This is a genomic window from Companilactobacillus sp. RD055328 (genome assembly GCF_022835675.1).
Classification (GTDB): Bacteria; Bacillota; Bacilli; order Lactobacillales; family Lactobacillaceae; genus BQUT01.
The window spans coordinates 920,041-940,471 of record NZ_BQUT01000005.1; the positions used below are offsets into that span (position 1 = coordinate 920,041).

Annotated in this window: 17 protein-coding genes; 5 read left to right on the top strand and 12 right to left on the bottom strand. The window is 33.4% G+C overall.

Going from position 1 to position 20,431, the window contains the following annotated elements; genetic code table 11:
* Positions 1–29: 29 nt before the first annotated feature.
* The 8 genes from ssb to dnaA form a co-directional block, all read right to left on the bottom strand.
* A complete protein-coding gene (gene ssb, locus RD055328_RS06860) occupies positions 30–536 on the bottom strand; it encodes a single-stranded DNA-binding protein (RefSeq protein ID WP_244088052.1) in 507 nt (168 codons plus the stop codon).
* A 44-nt stretch (positions 537–580) separates the two neighbouring features.
* Positions 581–874, bottom strand: a complete 294-nt coding sequence (rpsF, locus tag RD055328_RS06865; protein WP_244088053.1) for a 30S ribosomal protein S6 — start codon at positions 872–874, stop codon at positions 581–583.
* A gap of 198 nt (positions 875–1,072) precedes the next feature.
* Entirely contained in the window at positions 1,073–3,577 is a 2,505-nt protein-coding gene (gene gyrA, locus RD055328_RS06870) for a DNA gyrase subunit A (RefSeq protein ID WP_244088054.1), read from the bottom strand.
* A 13-nt stretch (positions 3,578–3,590) separates the two neighbouring features.
* On the bottom strand, positions 3,591–5,558 hold the full coding sequence (gyrB, locus tag RD055328_RS06875; protein WP_375708071.1) for a DNA topoisomerase subunit B: 1,968 nt from the start codon (positions 5,556–5,558) through the stop codon (positions 3,591–3,593).
* A gap of 1 nt (position 5,559) precedes the next feature.
* Positions 5,560–6,690 carry a DNA replication/repair protein RecF gene (recF, locus tag RD055328_RS06880; protein ID WP_244088055.1) on the bottom strand — a complete coding sequence of 377 codons (1,131 nt, stop codon included), beginning with the start codon at positions 6,688–6,690 and terminating at the stop codon, positions 5,560–5,562.
* Between the two features lie 2 nt (positions 6,691–6,692).
* Positions 6,693–6,905: a S4 domain-containing protein YaaA gene (yaaA, locus tag RD055328_RS06885; RefSeq protein ID WP_244088056.1), complete on the bottom strand. Its 213-nt coding sequence runs from the start codon at positions 6,903–6,905 to the stop codon at positions 6,693–6,695.
* A gap of 185 nt (positions 6,906–7,090) precedes the next feature.
* Positions 7,091–8,224 (bottom strand): DNA polymerase III subunit beta, encoded by a 1,134-nt coding sequence (gene dnaN / locus RD055328_RS06890; RefSeq protein WP_244088057.1) that lies wholly within the window; start codon positions 8,222–8,224, stop codon positions 7,091–7,093.
* Positions 8,225–8,383: 159 nt separating this feature from the next.
* Positions 8,384–9,724: a chromosomal replication initiator protein DnaA gene (gene dnaA, locus RD055328_RS06895; RefSeq protein ID WP_244088058.1), complete on the bottom strand. Its 1,341-nt coding sequence runs from the start codon at positions 9,722–9,724 to the stop codon at positions 8,384–8,386.
* A gap of 525 nt (positions 9,725–10,249) precedes the next feature.
* Between dnaA and rpmH the strand changes: the two genes are divergently transcribed.
* The 5 genes from rpmH to mnmG all read left to right on the top strand — a co-directional run bounded on the left by rpmH (position 10,250) and on the right by mnmG (position 15,091).
* Complete coding sequence (rpmH, locus tag RD055328_RS06900) at positions 10,250–10,390, top strand: 50S ribosomal protein L34 (protein WP_244088059.1); 141 nt, start codon at positions 10,250–10,252, stop codon at positions 10,388–10,390.
* 58 nt (positions 10,391–10,448) lie between these two features.
* Positions 10,449–10,799 carry a ribonuclease P protein component gene (rnpA, locus tag RD055328_RS06905; RefSeq protein ID WP_244088060.1) on the top strand — a complete coding sequence of 117 codons (351 nt, stop codon included), beginning with the start codon at positions 10,449–10,451 and terminating at the stop codon, positions 10,797–10,799.
* A 69-nt stretch (positions 10,800–10,868) separates the two neighbouring features.
* On the top strand, positions 10,869–11,660 hold the full coding sequence (locus RD055328_RS06910; RefSeq protein ID WP_375708077.1) for a YidC/Oxa1 family membrane protein insertase: 792 nt from the start codon (positions 10,869–10,871) through the stop codon (positions 11,658–11,660).
* 139 nt (positions 11,661–11,799) lie between these two features.
* Positions 11,800–13,185 carry a tRNA uridine-5-carboxymethylaminomethyl(34) synthesis GTPase MnmE gene (gene mnmE, locus RD055328_RS06915; RefSeq protein ID WP_244088158.1) on the top strand — a complete coding sequence of 462 codons (1,386 nt, stop codon included), beginning with the start codon at positions 11,800–11,802 and terminating at the stop codon, positions 13,183–13,185.
* Between the two features lie 4 nt (positions 13,186–13,189).
* Positions 13,190–15,091 (top strand): tRNA uridine-5-carboxymethylaminomethyl(34) synthesis enzyme MnmG, encoded by a 1,902-nt coding sequence (mnmG, locus tag RD055328_RS06920; RefSeq protein ID WP_244088062.1) that lies wholly within the window; start codon positions 13,190–13,192, stop codon positions 15,089–15,091.
* 40 nt (positions 15,092–15,131) lie between these two features.
* On the opposite strand, the gene RD055328_RS06925 is transcribed toward mnmG, so the two are convergent.
* From RD055328_RS06925 to RD055328_RS06940, 4 genes are all read right to left on the bottom strand, one after another.
* Positions 15,132–15,833, bottom strand: coding sequence for a glucosamine-6-phosphate deaminase (locus RD055328_RS06925; RefSeq protein ID WP_244088063.1), 702 nt, complete (start codon positions 15,831–15,833; stop codon positions 15,132–15,134).
* A 111-nt stretch (positions 15,834–15,944) separates the two neighbouring features.
* The gene (locus RD055328_RS06930; RefSeq protein ID WP_244088064.1) at positions 15,945–17,144 is read right to left on the bottom strand and encodes an NAD(P)/FAD-dependent oxidoreductase; all 1,200 of its coding nucleotides are present in this window, start codon (positions 17,142–17,144) and stop codon (positions 15,945–15,947) included.
* Between the two features lie 90 nt (positions 17,145–17,234).
* Entirely contained in the window at positions 17,235–18,386 is a 1,152-nt protein-coding gene (locus RD055328_RS06935; protein WP_244088065.1) for a cation:proton antiporter, read from the bottom strand.
* Between the two features lie 59 nt (positions 18,387–18,445).
* The gene (locus tag RD055328_RS06940; RefSeq protein ID WP_244088066.1) at positions 18,446–20,266 is read right to left on the bottom strand and encodes a hypothetical protein; all 1,821 of its coding nucleotides are present in this window, start codon (positions 20,264–20,266) and stop codon (positions 18,446–18,448) included.
* Positions 20,267–20,431: the final 165 nt, after the last annotated feature.

Here is a 20,431-nt window from a genome sequence, read left to right on the forward strand (position 1 = left end):
TTTATCCTCCTATAATAGAAGCACTGAAATTAAAATGGCAAATCATCATCAGAGATATCAATCGGTTGACTATTATCTGCAAATGGATCTGTCTTTTGTTCAAATGAATTTTCAGGCTTGCTTGTTGGTGTTGTTTGTCCATTATTATTGTTGAAAGAATTATTAGTGTTGTTTGCTGGTGCTGAAGGAGCTGAGGATGTTCTGTTCTCACTTGTTGAACGTGATTCAAGTAATGAGAAGTTATCGACAACTACTTCAGTAACATAAACTCTTTGACCTTGTTGGTTATCATAAGATCTAGATTGCAAACGTCCATCAATTCCAACTAATGAACCTTTTTTAGTAAAGTTGGCAAAATTTTCTGCAGCTTTTCTCCAAATGACACAGTTAATGAAGTCTGCTTCCCTTTCACCTTGGGCATTGGTAAATTGACGGTTTACAGCGATAGTAAAACTACCAACTGCTGCGCCACTGGCAGTATATCTTAGTTCAGGGTCACGTGTCAGACGACCAACTAATATTGTTCTATTAATCATAAATATCTGCCTCCTTAGTTAAATGTTTCATGTGAAACATTGTGTTATTTTTCGATTTTAACAATCATGTGACGAAGAACTGAATCATCGATTTTAGCTAGACGGTCAAATTCACTTGTAGCTTTTGTATCGTCAGCGTTGATGTTTGCAATGTGGTACAAACCTTCACTGTAGTTAGCGATATCGTAAGCTAGGTGACGTTTTTCCCAGTCTTTTGAATCAATAATTTCAGCACCGTTGTCTTTAAGAATCTTGTCGTACTTATCAACAACTGCAGTTTTAGCTGCATCATCAAGATCTGTCTTAATGATATATGTAATTTCGTAATGTGCTGCCATTTTGGCACCTCCTCTTGGTCTAATGGTTCTTAACTAAATAAGAACAAGGAGTACGAACCTTTAAGTTCTAATACTCACAGTAAAAAATGATACCATAGTTTTTACTTTTTTTCTACAAAAAAATCATAAATACGCTGACACGTGATACTAAATTAAGTACACATATCTATTTACGCATTTATGATTATTTTTTAACTATTATTTGTCGTCTTCTGATGTATTAACATTTTCAACTGTTTCAGTTGTTGTTTCTACTTCTTCTGGTTCTTCTTCGGCTGCAACTTTGGCCATTGTAGATACCACAGCATCGTCATCGACTCTGATTAATCTAACACCTAAAGTAGCACGTCCCGTTTGTGATACGTTCTTAGCATGGAATCGAATCATAACACCCTTATTAGTAATAAGCATGATATCTTCATCACCTTCTACCACAGTTAATCCGGCAAGAGGACCATTTTTTTCTGTAACATTCACAGTCTTGATACCTTTACCACCACGACCCTTAACAGGATACTCAGAGGCTTTTGTACGTTTACCGTATCCATTTTCAGAGATAACCAATACTTCTGATTCAGGAGTCAAGATTGACGATCCAATAACATAATCGTTTTCTCTTAGACGAATACCACGGACACCTGAAGCAGTTCTACCCATAGCACGGACATCAGTCTCTTTAAATGTAACTGCATATCCTAAGTGTGTACCAATAAAGATTACTTGATTGCCATCTGTTAGGTAAACATCTTTCAATTCATCTTCATCTTTTAAGGTAATTGATCTCAATCCGTTAGTACGAATATTTTGGAATTCGTTAACTGAAGTTCTCTTAACTGTTCCTTGTTCTGTAACAAAGAATAAGAATTTCTCATCATTATCAGAATCCTTAGGAATATTGATAACAGTCTGAACTTTTTCATTAGAATCAACACCTAATAAGTTAATGATTGGGATACCTTTGGCTGTACGGCCATATTCTGGTATCTCATAACCTTTTGATTTATAAACCTTACCTGAGTTGGTAAAGAATAATAATTGATCATGTGTTGATGTATAAATCAAATGTTCAATGAAATCATCATCATGGATACCCATTCCTTGAATACCACGACCACCACGATTTTGTACTTTGAACTCATCCGCAGATAGACGTTTAATATATCCATTATGAGTAAGAACAATTAAGATGTTTTCTTCTTCAATTAGGTCTTCATCTTCAAGACTTAATACTTCACCAACTAATAATTCAGTACGTCTCTCGTCACCGAATTTTTCTTGGATTTCTAGAAGTTCCTCATAAATGATTTTGTCGATACGTTCTGGTTTTGCCAAAATATCTTTCAAATCAGCAATTTTCTTAACTAATTCATCATATTCAGCTTCAACCTTGTCTCTTTCAAGACCTGTCAAACGAACCAAACGCATATCAAGAATAGCTTGTGATTGTTTATCAGAAAGTTTGAATTGTTCCATCAAAGAATTCTTAGCAATCTCTGAAGTTTGTGAACCACGAATCACTTTGATAATGGCATCAATATGATCTAAGGCAATTCTTAAACCTTCTAAGATATGAGCACGAGCTTCAGCTTTTTTAAGATCAAATCTCGTTCTACGCTCAATAACTTCTTCTTGATGGGCAATATATTTTAATAGCATATCTTTAAGTGAAAGTAACTTAGGAGCACCTTCCACGATTGCTACCATATTGAACCCAAATGATGTTTGTAGTGATGTTTGTTTGAATAGATTATTCAGAACAACCGTTGCACTTGTATCTTTTCTAATTTCAATAACAATGCGCATACCTTCACGGTCTGACTCATCATTTAGATCAACAATTCCTTCAACTCGTTTGTCACGAGCTAATTCAGCAATTCTTTCAACTAAACGAGCTTTATTAACCATATATGGAAGTTCAGTAACAATAATTCTTTCACGTCCTGTTTTTGAAGTTTCCACTTCTGTTTTAGCACGTAAAATTATTGAACCTTTTCCAGTTTCGTAGGCTTTTCTTATTCCTGATTTACCCATAACCAAACCACCCGTTGGGAAGTCTGGTCCTGGTACTGCATTCATCAAGTCAGCAGTTGTAGCTTCAGGATTATCCATCAAAATATGAATAGCATCGATAATTTCATTTAAATTATGTGGTGGAATATTAGTCGTCATACCAACAGCAATACCTGTAGCACCATTAACTAATAAATTAGGAAATCTTGCTGGTAGCACACGTGGTTCACGTTCTGATCCATCATAGTTTTCTTGGAAATCAATTGTATCTTTGTTGATGTCTCGTAACATTTCTAGCGTAATCTTACTCATACGAGCTTCGGTATAACGCATAGCAGCTGCAGGGTCACCATCAATTGAACCGAAGTTACCATGACCATCTACAAGTAGATAGCGGTAACTAAAATCTTGAGCCATACGAACCATTGATTCATAAATGGCACTATCACCGTGGGGGTGATACTTACCCATAACATCACCAACAATACGGGCTGATTTCTTATAAGGTTTATCTGGTGTCACACCTAATTCATTCATTCCGTACAAAATACGACGATGAACAGGTTTCATACCATCTCGAACATCAGGCAAGGCACGAGCAACAATAACACTCATGGCATAGTCCAAGAATGAGGTACGCATGGTTTTTGATAATTCAATTGTATTAATTCGTTGATCTAATTCATCACTCATTACTATTCCCCTCCTATATGTCCAAGTTAGCTACGAATACAGCATTTTCTTCAATAAATTCTTTTCTTGGTTCTACTTTGTCACCCATTAACATTGAAAATACTTTGTCAGCTTCAACAGCGTCTTTAATTTCAACTCTATCTAAGCGACGTCTTTCTGGATCCATAGTTGTTTCCCATAATTGTTCAGCGTCCATTTCACCAAGACCTTTGTAACGTTGAATTACAGGTTTAGGACTCGGTTGTAAGCTACCAACAACTTCATCAAGTTCTTCATCAGAATCAATATATTTCATCATCTTACCTTGGCGAACTTGATACAAAGGTGGTTTAGCAACGTAAACATATCCCGCTTCTACAACTGGACGCATATATCTGTATAGAAGTGTCAATAGAAGTGTTCTGATATGAGCACCATCGACATCGGCATCGGTCATTAGAATCAATTTGTGGTAACGAGCTTTTTCAACATTGAACTCTTCACCAAAACCGGTACCCATAGCAGTAAATAATGAACGAATTTCTTCGTTAGCGAGGATTTTATCCATACTTGCTTTTTCAACGTTCAAAATCTTACCTCGAATAGGCAAAATAGCTTGAGTTAATCGTGAACGACCAGACTTAGCTGATCCTCCAGCGGAATCACCCTCAACGATGAATAATTCTGAAATTTCTGGATCTTTACTTGAATTATCAGCCAATTTACCAGGTAAATTACTAATTTCAAGTCCTGATTTTTTACGAGTTACTTCACGAGCACGTTTAGCAGCTAAACGTGCTTTTGAAGCTAAGCTACCCTTATCAACAATTTGTCTAGCAACTGTAGGATTTTCCATCATGAAACGCATGAAAGTATCACTAAATGTCTTATCAGTTACTGAACGAGCATCAGAATTTCCAAGTTTTGTTTTAGTTTGACCTTCAAATTGTGGATCAGGATGTTTAACAGAAACAACTGCAGTCATTCCTTCACGAACATCATCACCAGACAACTTCTCATCACCTTTAAGAATTGAATTCTTTTTGGCATAGTCATTGATTACACGAGTTAAGGCAGTCTTAAATCCTGATTCGTGTGTTCCACCTTCATAAGTGTGGATATTGTTAGCAAAAGTCATTAGATTTGAATGATAATCATTAGTATATTGAAGTGCTACTTCAACATTAATACCGTCTTGTTGTCCTTCAACATAAATTGGTTCAAGAAATAGTACTTCCTTGTTCTCATTCATGAATTCAACATAACTCTTAATCCCACCTTCATAGTGGAATTCAGTTAGTTCTGGATTTTCTTGACGCATATCTTTAAAGGTAATCTTTAGACCTTTATTTAAGAATGCTAATTCTCTAATTCTTGTAACTAAGACTTTATCATCATAAACAGTTGTTTCTGTAAAGATATCTTCATCAGGAACGAAATGCACCTTAGTACCATGTACGTGTTCGGGAGCATCACCAATAACCTTCATTGGTGTCTTAACTTTTCCTAATTCAAAATCAATGTAATATTGTTTTCCATCTTTAGTAACAACGGCATCAAGTGTTTTAGATAAAGCATTAACAACTGAGGCCCCAACCCCATGAAGTCCACCAGAAACCTTATAACCGCCACCGCCGAATTTACCACCGGCATGAAGCACAGTAAAAACAGTTTCAAAAGCTGGTTTACCAGTTTTTGCTTGGATATCAACTGGAATACCACGACCATCATCAGTAACAGTTATACTGTTATCTTTTTCAACTACTACATCAATTCTAGAAGCAAAACCTGCTAAGGCTTCATCAATACCATTATCGATAATTTCCCATACTAAATGATGTAGTCCTTGTGAAGCAGTAGTACCAATGTACATACCTGGACGCTTACGAACAGCTTCAAGTCCTTCTAGGACTTGAATTTGACTGGCATCATATTCTTTAGCTTTTTCTTCTTTTTCTTCAATTAATTCTTCATCAGAAATATTTGATTTATCTTCAGCCATTTTATCTTCCCTCTTCTAGTTTTTTTACAATTTGACCATTTTCAACGTTATAAATTTTGGGATTTTTCACTATTTCGCGATTAATTCCCTCAATGCTAGTTGTCGTAATAAAAGTTTGAATATTATCTTCAATTGCCTTTAAGAGCTTTGTTTGTCGAATTTCATCAAGTTCAGACAATACATCATCTAGTAATAAGACTGGATAATCCCCAATTACACCTTTTATTAATTCAACTTCCGCAAGTTTGATACTTAAAACAACCGTTCTTTGTTGTCCTTGTGAGCCAAAATCAGCTACATTATGATTATTAATAAGAAAAGCAATATCATCTCTTTGTGGTCCAAATAATGTTGTCCCAGCTCTTATTTCCTTATCATAATTTTGTTGATAATTAGCTTTTAGGTTTTCATAAATATCATTCTTTTCTGTTAAAGAATCATCAAAACTAGTTGTTAAATAAGTTATTCGTAATGCTTCTTCATTATTAGTAAGACCTATATGAACTTTTTGCATGTAGGCTTCTAGTTTTTTCAAAAAGCTTTGTCGCTCAACAATAATTTCTGTGCCTAGTTTTGCTAATTGTTCAGTCAATACGTCTAAATATATTTTGTCATCCGTTTTTCTTTTTTGAAGTTGCTTCAAATAATTATTACGTTGACGCAATATTTTCTTGAACTGACTGAAGTTAGCTAAGTAACTTCGACTAATCTGCCCTATTTCCATATCTAAGAATCGTCTTCTTTGAGTAGGGTTACCTTTGATCAAATTAAGATCTTCTGGAGCAAATAAAACTATGTTCAAATTACCAACATAATTAGAAAGTTTCTTTTGTTCTAGTTTATTGATACGAGCGCGTTTACCGGCTTTACTAACAACTAATTCTAGTTTTTCATTGCCCAATTCTTTAACAACTTTAGCGTTGATTTTAGCAAAATCTTGATCCCACCTAATTAAGTCTTTATCGTCAGTAGTTCGATGGCTTCTAGCCAAAGCTAAAACAAAAAATGCTTCTAACAAGTTAGTTTTTCCTTGCGCATTTTTTCCGATAAAAACATTCACATTTGGTGAGAACTCAACAAGTAAAGATTCGTAATTACGAAAATTATGTAAAGCAACACTTTGGATGAACATGATTATTGACTAACAATCTTAATTGTTTTGTCCAAAACCTTCACTTCATCGTTAACTCTGATTTTTTTTCCACGACGATTTTCGAGCTCACCATTGAAAAAAACTTCATTTTCTTGTAAGAAATATTTTGCTTGTCCACCAGTTGAAATAGCTCCAACTTCTTTTAGTAATTGACCAAGCGTAATAAATTCTTTATTAAGTGCGAATTCTTGCATTTTTTACCTCATTTTTTTGGTCGAAATAGTAAATAACGTTCTCTTATATTATAGTCGTTTTCAATTATAAAAACAATCTTATAAGGGACATATAAGCTTTTTAAGGCAATTAATAGTATTTTGGGGTAAATATACTTAGAAACAAAAAAACTGCTGAAATCAGCAGTTTTTTTTATTTAATTAAATTAGTATGTACGAACTGGTGTAATTAATTGAATGAAATCTTCATCATTATTTAGAGGTTCGATTGTAAATGGATGTAATGGTGAAGTGAATTTCATAGTAATTTCAGTTGAGCCTAACACCTTAAGTGAATCTTTTAAGTAATCAGGATTGAAAGAAATTTCTAAATCTTCACCAGTAATATTTGTAAATGGCACATTTTCTTCAACAGTACCAACTTCTGGAGAATTACCGTAAATAGTAATTAGATTATTGTTTGAACTAATTTGAAGACGGATAACATTATTACGACTTTCATGTGAAAGTAATGATGCACGTTCAACCGAAGCTAATAAAGCAGAAGCATCAAAAGTTACTGTCGTATTAGATGTTTCAGGAATTAAACGATCTGTTTCTGGATAATTTCCTTCTAGTAAACGTGAGTAAAATAATGTATCACCAAAACTAAATAATACTTGGTTTTCTGAAATTGACATTTTAACTTCAGAGATATTTTCATTAATTGTTCTAGTTAATTCAAGCAAGCTCTTACCTGGAATAATGAAATCATAGTCACTAGAACTATCAATTTTAACATTACGTTGTGATAATCGATGACTATCAGTAGCAACAGCTTTTAAGTTACCTTCTTTGATATTTAAGTTAACACCTGTAAGAATTGGACGACTTTCTTGATTAGAAACCGCAATTACTGTTTGATTAACAACTTCTTTTAATAATTCTGTTGATAGAGTAATTTGACTGTCAGTAGCAACTTCAGGTAAATGTGGGTAATTAACTGCATCAATACCGTTAATTGTAAATTCTGATTTACCAGCAGAAATAATAGTTTGTTTATTATCTAAAACATTAATTGATAATGTATCACCTGGTAATTTTTTAATAATTTCACTAAAGAAGCGAGCTGTTAAAACAATTGAACCAGTTGATTCAATTGTTAGATTATTGTCAGCATCACTTTGATCAATGAAAGTTGTGATAGAAATATCAGCATCGCTACCAGAAATTGTTAATCCTTCAGATTTAAGATCTAAGTAAATACCTGAAAGTATTGGAATAGTTGTTTTAGAACTAATAGCTCTTAAGACTGTATTTATATTGTTTACAAATTTTGATTTATCAATTGAAAATTTCATAAGGAAACTCCTTTATATATATATTAATAATAAAACCTAGTAATAGTAGTAGGCCCTGTTAATTCTGTTGAAAAGTAGGCCAAGCCAAGTGGTAAAAAGAAAAAATGGTGTTAATAACCAATGTGGATAACTAGTGGAAAACTGAACTCTTATCCACAACTAGTTTTTTAAATCATTCTTCAAGTCGTTAATTGTTCGTTGCAAATCATTGTTGATTTTTAACTCTTCATTTATCTTCTCAAAAGAATGCATAACCGTTGTATGATCTTTGCCACCAAATTCTTGACCAATTTGAGGTAAGGACTTTTCTGTGAGTTCTCTTGCTAGATACATTGCAATTTGTCTTGGGATTACAATAGAGTGAACTCTTTTTTTACCCTTAATATCCTCAACAGAAATCTTATAGTATTTAGCAACACGATCTTGAATCCTACTAATAGTAAGACCTTTTTTCTTTTTAGATAATTTCAAGCCTTTCATAGCTTCAGCAGCTAGAGTGGTATTGATATCAGACTTATTCATTGCTGAGTAAGCTTGAACTCTAACCAATGCCCCTTCAAGCTCACGAACATTACTATCAATTTGAGCCGCAATATAAGAAAGTGTTTCGTCAGGAATTTCTAGATTTTCGTAATCAGCTTTGTTGCGAAGGATTGCGATTCTAGTTTCTAAATCAGGGGCCGTAATGTCAACTGAAAGTCCCCATTTGAAACGAGAAACCAAACGTTCTTCTAGTTTAGGTATATCATTTGGCAGACGATCTGATGTAAGAACAATTTGTTTCTTATTATTAAAGAGTTCGTTGAAAGTATGGAAGAATTCTTCTTGTGTACCTTCTTTATCAGCGAAGAATTGAATATCGTCAACCATCAATAGATCTACGGTTCGATAAGCATTTCTGAATTCATTTTGTGTTTGATTTTGAATAGAACTGATGAAATCATTGGCAAATGTTTCTGAAGTTACGTATTTTACATTTGCATCTGGATTTTTTTTGAGCAATTGATGACCGATAGCTTGCATCAAATGGGTTTTACCTAAACCAACGCCACCATAGATGAATAACGGATTATATAAAACTCCTGGTTCTTCAGAAACAACTAATGCAGCAGCATGTGCCATTTGGTTTCCAGATCCAGTAACAAATTTTTCAAATGTGTATTTATTATTAAGAGCCGCAGGTTTTCGGTCAGAAATATTTGGAGAATTATCATTTGTTTGAGTAGCTGGAATTACTTCCGACTCGAGTTTAATTACTGGAGTTATGTCTGTTGAGTAATGTTCAAAAGCGACTTCAACAACTTTTTGAGCAATATTTTTTTCCCAATAATTTTGAGCAACAGCATTGTTAACTTCGATGATAATACGATTATCTTCAAGAGCTACAGGCTTAGCAGACTTTACCCAAGTATCGTAACTAACAGCTTCAAATGTAGATTTAAGTTTTTCTTCTATAAAAGACCAAAACTCATTTAAGTCAATATTTTGATTATCTTGCACAAGGTTCCTCCGAATTGTTTAAGAGAATATTAAGATTTGTAGCAATAAGTACTCTTTATTCTAGCATTCAGTAAAAAGGTTTTCCACAGATTTCAGAAATAATTATTAACAAAAAACACAGGTAGGTGAATAAATAAAGAAAAAAGAGTGTTTATACTGTGGATAATTTATTTTTTGAAAAGATATTAACAAGGATAAGTGAACAAAAAGCTTAGAAATAATAATAATTAACATAGATATCCACAATAATTCATTATGTGTGGAAAAAATAATTCACAGCTTGTTGTTTTGTGGAAAAGGTGGGGATAACATTGTGTATTCTTCTCAAAAATATTGATCAAATGAAAAGTTATGCACAGAAGTTACTTTTAAAAAGTGAATAACTTGTTGATACAACGCTGATTTTTTTGAAATTTTTGTTTAACTTTGATTACTTTCGTGATAATATATATCAGTAATTGTCTTAGAGATTAATTTACGTAACAATTAATTATTAAAAGATAAATAGGTAATGGAGGCAAACAGATGAAAACTAAAAGAACATTCCAACCAAAGAAACGCCATCGTGAACGTGTACATGGCTTCATGAAAAGAATGAGTACTAGCAACGGTCGTAAAGTTTTAGCACGTCGCCGTAAAAAAGGTAGAAAAGTTCTATCAGCATAGACTACTGATAATCAGTGGTCTTTTTTTATAATTTCATTTTGAGTATGGTGATTATTTAATGAAAAAAAGTTACCGAATTAAAAAAGAAGATGAATTTCAAAAAGTTTTCTTCGGTGGAAATTCAGTAGCCAATAAGAACTTTGTACTTTATCAATTGGAAAAACCAGGACAAAAGCATTTTCGAGTGGGACTTTCAGTTGGTAAAAAAGTTGCTTTAAGAGCTAACAAAAGAAATCGAATTAAAAGATATGTTCGACAATCTTTGTTTGAATTGAAAGAACAGATACCAGCCGAAGTAGATTTTTTGATAATTGCGAGAAAGCCTTCTATCGACTTAGATATGTTTGAAACTAAAAAAAATATCCAACATGTTCTCAAATTAGGTAAGATAATAGAAGAAACTGAGTAAGGATTGGTTTGAAAAGTGAAAAATATTAAGAAGAATAAATGGTTACTACTGGGATTATTACTAGTATTTATGGTTGTTTTAACTGGTTGTTCACAAAACTATTACAATGAACCAATTACTAGTTCTACTCCAGGATTTTGGAGTCACTATGTTGTTTATAGTTTTTCAAGATTTATCCTTTGGTTAGCTAGTCTAGTTGGTAATAGTTATGGTTGGGCAATTGTCTTGTTCACTATAATTATTAGAATTGTTTTACTTCCTTTGAATTACTATCAAATTAAAAGTATGAACAAACAACAAGCTCTACAACCTCAAATTAAAGAATTACAAAAGAAATATCCTGGCAAGGATATGGAATCTCGTCAAAAAATGTCTGAAGAACAACAAAAATTATATTCAGATGCTGGGATCAATCCATTTGCTAGCTTATTGCCAATGTTAATTCAATTACCAGTTATGTTTGCTTTGTATCAAGCAATTTTCAAGACACAAGAATTGCGTACAGGTAGTTTCTTGTGGATGCAACTTGGTAAGCCAGATCCATATTACATTATGGCTATCTTAGCTGCCCTATTTACATTGTTGAGTACTTATATTTCAAGTATTTCTCAACCAAATCAAACGGGTATTACTAAGATTATGATGTTTACAATGCCATTAATAATATTCTTCCCGGCATTGACATTTGCAAGTGCAATCACAATTTATTGGGTTGTTACAAATGCATTCCAAGTGTTACAAACTTTGATTTTACAAAACCCCTTCAAATTCCGTCGTGAACAACGTGAAAAAGAAGAGGCAGAAAAAGAGAAACAAAAAGCTATTCGTAAAGCTAAAAAGAAAGCTTTTAAGAAGAAATAATTGACGAATAGTCAATAAGTGGTTATTATCTAATTAATTAAATATACAAAAGCGGTGAAAGTGCTTTGAATCTATGTAGACAATTACGTCTATTGTGATTTAATTGCGCTTTTTTTATTGGATTACATTAGAAGGAGTAATTATGAGTATGGTAACTGATTACGATACAATTGCGGCAGTTTCAACACCACCAGGTGAAGGAGCAATCTCAATTGTGCGTCTATCTGGAGAACAAAGTATTGAAATTGCTAATAAAATATTTAAAGGTAAGAATTTAGCAACAGTAGATAGTCACACAATCAACTACGGCCATATTATTGATGATGATAAAACAATCGATGAAGTTATGGTTAGTGTAATGCGTGCGCCTAGAACCTTTACTATGGAAGATGTGGTTGAGATTAATACTCATGGTGGAATTGTAGCTACTAATGAAGTATTACAGCTATTAATAGAACAAGGTGCTCGCCTTGCAGAACCCGGAGAATTCACAAAACGCGCTTATTTAAATGGACGTATTGATTTAACTCAAGCTGAGTCTGTAATGGATGTAATTCGAGCAAAAACAGATAAAGCAATGCAAGTTGCAGTTAATCAATTAGAAGGTAACTTATCAAAATTAATTAAAAATTTGCGTCAAGAAATCTTAGATGTTTTAGCTAATGTTGAAGTTAACATCGACTATCCAGAATACGATACGGATGAATTAACGACAAAAATGTTGTTAGAAAAAGCTAAGCAAGTAAAAACAAGTATCAACGGATTACTAAAGACATCACAAAACGGTGAGATTCTTCGTGAAGGATTAGCGACAGCAATTGTTGGAAAACCTAACGTTGGAAAATCTAGTATTTTAAATACATTATTAGATGAAGATCGAGCTATTGTTACTGATGTGGCCGGAACTACACGTGATGTAATTGAACAATTTGTTAATCTTGATGGAATTCCTTTACGATTGATAGATACCGCCGGAATCCGTGAAACAGATGATAAAGTCGAAAAAATTGGTGTTGATCGAAGTAAGAATGCTATTGATACCGCCGATTTAATCGTTTTGGTGCTTGACGGTAGTCGTGAAATTATACAAGAAGATACAGACTTATTAGAGCTAACAAGCAGTAAGAAACGTATCATTATTATTAATAAAAACGACCTAAGTGAAAAAACTGATAAAGCATCACTATCCAGTTATATCACCGGTTCAGACGTGTTGATTTCGACGTCAGCAATTACTAATGACGGTATTGATGATATCAAAGAAGCTGTTAAAAAGTTATTTATGCTAGGTATTGAAGATAGTAGAAATGATGTACTAGTAACAAATGCCAGACAAGCAGGACTACTGCGTCAGGCACGAGTTTCATTAGATGAAGTTATTAATGGGATTGAAAATGAAATGCCAATTGATTTAGTTCAAATAGACATGACTAATTGTTGGGAAAAACTCGGTGAAATCACCGGTGAGAGCTATCCTGATGAATTAATTACACAGTTGTTTAGCCAATTTTGTTTAGGGAAGTAAGAAAATGAAAGAATACGAATCAAATAATTATGATGTAATTGTAGTTGGTGCAGGACATGCTGGATCAGAAGCAGCATTAGCAGCTTCTCGCATGGGTGAAAAAACTCTCTTGCTTACAATTAATCTAGATATGGTTGCCTTTATGCCTTGTAACCCATCATTAGGTGGACCGGCAAAAGGTATTGTTGTCCGAGAAATTGATGCCTTAGGCGGACAAATGGGTAAAGCAATTGATGCTACCTATATTCAGATGAGAATGTTAAATACTGGTAAAGGCCCTGCTGTTCGTGCTCTACGTGCGCAAGCAGACAAGGAACTTTATCACAGTGTTATGAAAAATACCTTAGAGAATCAACCTAACTTAACACTAAGACAAGGAATTGTTGAAGAGTTAATTGTTGAAGATGGAGTATGTGTTGGTGTAGTTACTAACACAGGAGCTCGTTATCGTGCAAAAAGCGTCGTTTTAACAGCTGGAACTTCTTCTAGAGGGAAAATCATCATAGGTGAATTAATGTACTCCTCAGGTCCTAATAATTCGATTCCTTCAATTAAGTTATCTGAAGATTTGGAAAACCAAGGATTTAAATTAACACGTTTTAAGACGGGAACTCCACCACGTGTCAATAAACATACGATTGATTTTGATAAGACAGAAGAACAACCTGGTGATGAAGAACCTAATCATTTTTCATTTGAAACACCTGATGAGAATTATTTGAAATTAAAAGAACAACTCTCATGTTGGATGACTTATACAAATGCAAAAACTCATGAAATCATTCAAAATAACTTAGATCGTGCTCCTATGTTTTCCGGCGTCATAGAAGGAGTTGGCCCACGTTACTGCCCTTCTATTGAAGATAAAATAGTTAGATTTGCTGATAAGCCAAGACACCAAATATTCTTAGAACCAGAAGGTCGTAATACACAAGAATATTATGTTGGTGATTTTTCTACATCAATGCCAGAAGAAGTTCAGCTTGATATGATCCATTCTGTTGAAGGACTAGAGAACGCTGAAATGATGAGACCTGGTTATGCCATTGAATATGATGTTATTGAGCCATGGCAATTGAAATCTACTCTTGAAACAAAAATCATTGATAATTTATTTACAGCTGGACAAATGAATGGAACATCTGGTTACGAGGAAGCAGCCGGACAAGGATTGATAGCGGGAATTAATGCGGCATTGAAAAACCAAGATAAAGATCCATTTATCTTAGGTCGTGATGATGCCTATATCGGTGTTTTAATAGACGATTTGGTTACTAAGGGAACTAATGAACCTTACCGTTTGTTGACTAGTCGCGCAGAGTACCGCTTAATCTTAAGACATGACAATGCTGACATGCGTTTAACTGAAAAAGGTCATGACTTAGGATTGATAAATGAAGAACGTTATAACGCTTTTGTTAACAAGCGAAACGATATAGAAAACGAATTTAATCGATTAAGCAAAACAATGATAAAACCAAATGATGATGTACAATCATTCATGGTTGAGAACAACTTTAAACCACTACAAGATGGAATTCTTGCTGCTGACTTATTGAAACGACCAGAAGTACATTACGGTGATATTGAGAAGTTCATCGGTGTTGTTAATGTAGATCGACGAGTAAAAGAACAAGTAGAAATTATCATTAAGTACGAAGGATATATTAGAAAGGAAAAAGCTAATATTGAACATCTACGTAAAATGGAATCAAAAATGATTCCTGAAAATATTGATTATCGTCAAGTTACTAACTTAGCAACTGAAGCCATTGAAAAATTAGAAAAAATAAATCCTCGAACAGTTGCACAAGCAAGCCGCATTAGTGGGGTTAATCCAGCTGATATTGGAATATTAAGTGTTTATATTGAACGTGGAAGAATAGCAAAAAAGGAAGCTCATTAAGAGCTTCCTTTTTTATTTAGTCCTTTAATATCACCGGTTATTAGAGTTTTGCAGCAGCAGCTTCATCAACAATAATTGTTACATCTGGATGGTTTTGTAATGCTGATGCTGGAACATCTTCAGTAACAGGCCCATTAACCATATTACTAATTGCTTCAGCTTTTGCGTCTCCATAAGCTACTAATAAGATCTTTTTAGATTTCAAAATTGAGCCAATTCCCATTGAGTAAGCAAACTTGGGAACATCTTCTTCTTTATCAAAGAAACGTGTATTAGCTTCGATAGTTGATTGTGTAAGTGAAACCTTTGATGTAAGAGCATCAAAAGATGATCCTGGCTCATTGAAGCCAATGTGGGCATTACGACCTAGGCCAAGTAATTGAAGACCGATAGGATTTTCTTCAATAATCTTATCGTAGTCTGAAGTTGCTTTATTAGCATCTGGATTTGAACCATCAGGAACATAAGACTTTTTGAAAGGCTTAGCATCGAAAAGATTTTTTTGCATAAAGTAGTGATAACTTTGTTCGTTATCGGCTGTTAGACCAACATATTCATCTAAGTTTACTGATACTCTATCAGAAAAATCTAGATCACTTTTGGCAAGATTTTGATATAAGGTAATTGGTGAAGAACCAGTAGCCAAACCGAAAACTTGAGTTCCGTTGTTTAATGCTTCTTTGAAGATTTCAAATGCTTTTAGGCCACCTTCATTGGCATCTTTTACTTTTATAATTTTCATCGTAAAGCCTCCATAAATTTTCTTTTGGTATAGTCCAATTTATAGTAAAAACATGTTTTTGTCAAGAAATGACAACAAAAAAAGCTTATCTTTTTAAGATAAGCTTTTTTATTATAATTTTCCTTTTGCAAGAGCAATTTTTAGATTACTTACTTCTAGTATTGACTTGTCTTTTGAGAAGTTCTTAGCGTGAGCTGCCATACCACCTTTGGTCTTGAAGTGGCGACCACCGATAATCATATCAGCGATACCAGTATGTTGACCAAGAGAAGCAATAGTACCTAATGATTTGTATACAAATTTCTCAGGGTTTGTATTTTTGATTGAAGCAACAATATTTTTAGCGGCAACATCAGCTTGAGCAATAGCTAGTTGAGCTGTTGTTGGGTATGGGCGATTTGATTCAGGATCCATAGATGCTGATACATCACCGAGAACGTAGATTTCAGGGTTAGATTCAAGATTTAAGTAATCTGTAACAACAGCACGATTTCTCTTAACATCGAAACCAGATTCTGTCATAACATCACTACCACTTACACCAACTGTCCAAATGATTGTATTTGCTTCATCCTTATGTTCATTACCTTCAGTATCATCATAAAGAACACCATCTTTTTGGATTTCTTTAATTTTTGATCCTGTTTTTAGGTTAATGTTGTTTTTCTTTAAGTATTCAACAGCATAATCAGCTAATTCTTCATCAAACATTGGCAAGATACGAGTTGCCATTTCTAAACATGTAACGTTAATTTCTGGTGTACCATATTTCTCTTGTAGTTTCTTAGTTGAATCAATTAATTCTCCAAGAATTTCTACACCTGTAAAACCGGCACCACAGACAACAATGTTTAAATCTTTTGGATCATTTGATGTCTTGTAGTTAGCAACATTTTTTTCAATAGTTTCGAATATTTTTTCGGCTGTTGGAATATCTTGAAGTACTAATGAGAATTCATCAGCACCAGGTAGACCAAAGTTTTCAGAACGGAAACCAAGACCGATAATTAGATAGTCGTAAGACATATCTTCATGATCTGAGAATGAAACAGTTTTTTCGTCTTTGTTAATTTTTGTAACAGTTGCTTGAATGAAGTTAACCTTATCAGTATTGATTGAATCTTTAATAGGAAAACTCATTGATTTAACCGTTGATGTACCTGCAGCAATTTCGTGTAGAGACATCTTTTCAACGTGATCTGTGTTTTTATCAACTAAGTCAATAGTTGTATCCCCAGGAACTAGTTTGCTAAGTTTCTTAGCACTTCTGATACCAGCATAACCAGCACCTAAAATAAGAATATGAGTCATAAATATAAAACCTCCCAAATAATTGTGAATAATGGCTACAAGCCTATTATACATTTGATTTGGTAAATCACAATCATAAAAGAAAACGGTTTATTTATGATTGGATTTTCTTAATATTGCATGACGTAAGATTAAAGGCGCTAGAAGCGTCGTTAAGACAACTGCAAAGATAATGGCAGAATAATACTCTCTACTCATTAAATTGGCTGAGAAGCCTGCTTGGGCGATAATTAGGGCCATTTCACCACGAGAGATCATTCCAGAACCAATTATGTATGAATCATCAAGTGAAAAGCCTGATAGTTTGGCACCGAATCCAGAACCTAATAGTTTTCCTAAAATACCGATAACGGTTAATGAAATAATTAAGAATAGATCTTTACCTAGACTATCAAATGAAATGTTAAGTCCGATACTAACGAAGAAAATAGGAATAAAAATTGAATAACCAATAGTTTGAATTGAGTTATTAATCTCTTCTTTATTCTTAACTTCCGAATACGCAATACCAGCTAAGAATGCGCCTAATACAGCATCAAGACGAACCCAATCAGCTAAGAAAGCCATTAAGAAACAAATTGATAAGGCGGTAATAATGGTAGATTGAGAAGCAATCATTTTAGATCCAACATGATTTAAATATGGAATGAGTTTGACGATGGCAAAATATGAGAGTACGAAAAATACTACCCAAGATAAGACCATGATAATCATTCCGGTAACGGATAATGTTCCTGTTAGGCTACCAGTCATTACACTTAGTAGGAAGATAGCCATAATATCATCAGCAACGGCAGCACCTAAAATAGTTGTGGCTGCAATAGTTGATAGATAATTTAAACTCTTTAAAACTTCAACAGAAATTGAAACGGAAGTTGCGGCAAAAACTATTGCAACAAAAATGTTCTCTTTTAATGAGAAACCGAAGAAGTAGTTAAAAATAAATACACTACCAAGCGGTATAACAACCCCTAAAATAGCAACAATCATGCTAGGTCGGAAATATTTCTTTAAAAGTTTAAGATCACTTTCGAGTCCGGCGATAAACATCAGTAAAATAACACCGATTTCGGCAAAGACTTCGATTAAGTGTGTTGGTTTAATAATATTAGTGACACCAGGTCCTAATATGACACCTAAGACTAGAATTCCTAGAACTGCAGGAACACCAATCTTATTGAATATGTGACTAATAAGTAGAGATGCGATCAAAATAATAATAATTGGAATAAGTGTTTCCATGGTACCTCCTATATTGAAAAAGGATACACATTGATTAAATCAACAAGTATCCTCATTAATTAAATTAAAGCTTTTGGTAATTTTTCACTGTTACTTTCATAAGCAGTTTCAGTTATAACTGAAACATTAATATCACGATCAGTAATATCTTCAATAGATTGTAAGTCATCTTGATTAGTTACTAAAATATCATAAATTAAAGGTTTACTGTGTAATAAAGCTCGGATACGACCGATATTGCTATGAACGTTGTCCAAGTATACCAATGTTTGTGCATTTAATTCTTTATCACTTGATAAATTCTTAAATACTTCATCGGTTGGATCCCCAATTAGAACAATATTTTTGAATTGCTTAGTGGTGTTTTCAAACCACCATTTGATTAATTGGAGTTCGCTACTGAAGACATTAGTTTGTAACCCATCTTCGTCAAATAATTGAATAGATGTTAATTGTTCACTTTCGAACTGTTTAGTTAAAACTGTACTACCATCGGTACGATAGTAAGTTTCTTCAGTGATAGATTCTTTATCATTGAAGAACTTTGTAAGTGAAAGAATACCATCTTTGTTATAAAAATTAGTTTTATTTAATTTGTCGTCAGTGAAGTAATTGATAGATGAAATTAATTGATTGTCGAAGAAAACAGTCATAAGTAACTTGTCGCTATCGTCATATATTTTTGTAACGCCTTCTTCTTTGACTGTTTTCCAACCTTCCTTGTCTTGGATAGAGACACGTTTGTTAGTTGGCTTAGAACTTTGTTGAAGATCATGATATAAATCAATTACATCAGAAATGTTAGACAAGTTATTAAAAGGTTGACTAGTTAGAGTGAGAACCTTGTTAGAAGATTTATCTGAAACAAAGTCATATATATCACCGGTTAGATTACCTGTTGTATCATTACTTGATTGTAAAATAGCGTAAGTTTTTTCTTGGTCAAATTCAACATCACGAACCAAATGATTAGAGTTGAAAGTAGTTTGAATCTTATTATCCAAGTTTTTAATGTTTTTATTCGTAGTTGTTAAATGATTGTTAGCTGCAATCAATTCATTTTCAACGTTTGATAATTGTCCAGTAAGTTGTGAGATTGTTTGAGTACGTTTTTGTGAATTATCATGAATTTGACGTTCTAATTGAGAAATTTGAGCTTTAATTTGTGATGCTGTGGAATTAGTCTCATTAATATTAGAAAGTAATTGTTCGTTTTCTTCTGACAATTCTGCTTTTTTAGATAATAAAGAATCACGTTGATGATTAAGTTGTTCGCGTTCTTCATATAAGTTAGCCACGGCCTTTTTTTGGTTATCCATTAAGGCGTACATTTTTTTCAAATCAGTTTCATTCTTGATTTCTTCAGAAAGACTATCTTCGGCTTGCTTATTACTATCTAAAGATGAGTTAACTTTAGTTAATGCTGCTTCATTAAGTTGTAACTCTTCTTCTACACCGTTATTTTGTTCTTTATATTTCTCGGCTAATTCAATCTGGTTTTCTAATTGTTGCTTATCGCCAGCAAGTTGATTTTTAAGATTAGAGTCATCTTGAGTAGACAATTCGTTTTTTTGTTCAGTGTATTGAGATTGACGGTTGGTTAAGTCGGCTATATGTTGTTCTGTCTTCTCTTTATCAGTTACAAGAGTATCGCGTTCTGAGAAAAGACTGAACTTTAATGAAGAACGTAATTTACTGTATTCAGTAGCAAGCTCTGTCATTTTTTTCTCAATAACTATGCTATTTGCATGATTATCTTCTGGTTTATTGTTGTTCATTTTAATTTGTGTTTCCTCGTTATTATTTTTCTCGTCAACGGTGATATTACTAGGTTTATCACTATTCTTTTCGTCGACAAAGAATTTATTTAAAAAATTCATAAAGGCCCTCCATGTGAACCAAACTAATAACTAAATACTAACATTATGGATTAACTCTGTCAAAGCTTGTAATAACACCGATTACACAGGTTTTTGTGTTTAAAAAATAACTAAATTAATAAACTGTTTATTAAAGTAAATTAGAAAATGTTATAATGTAATCGC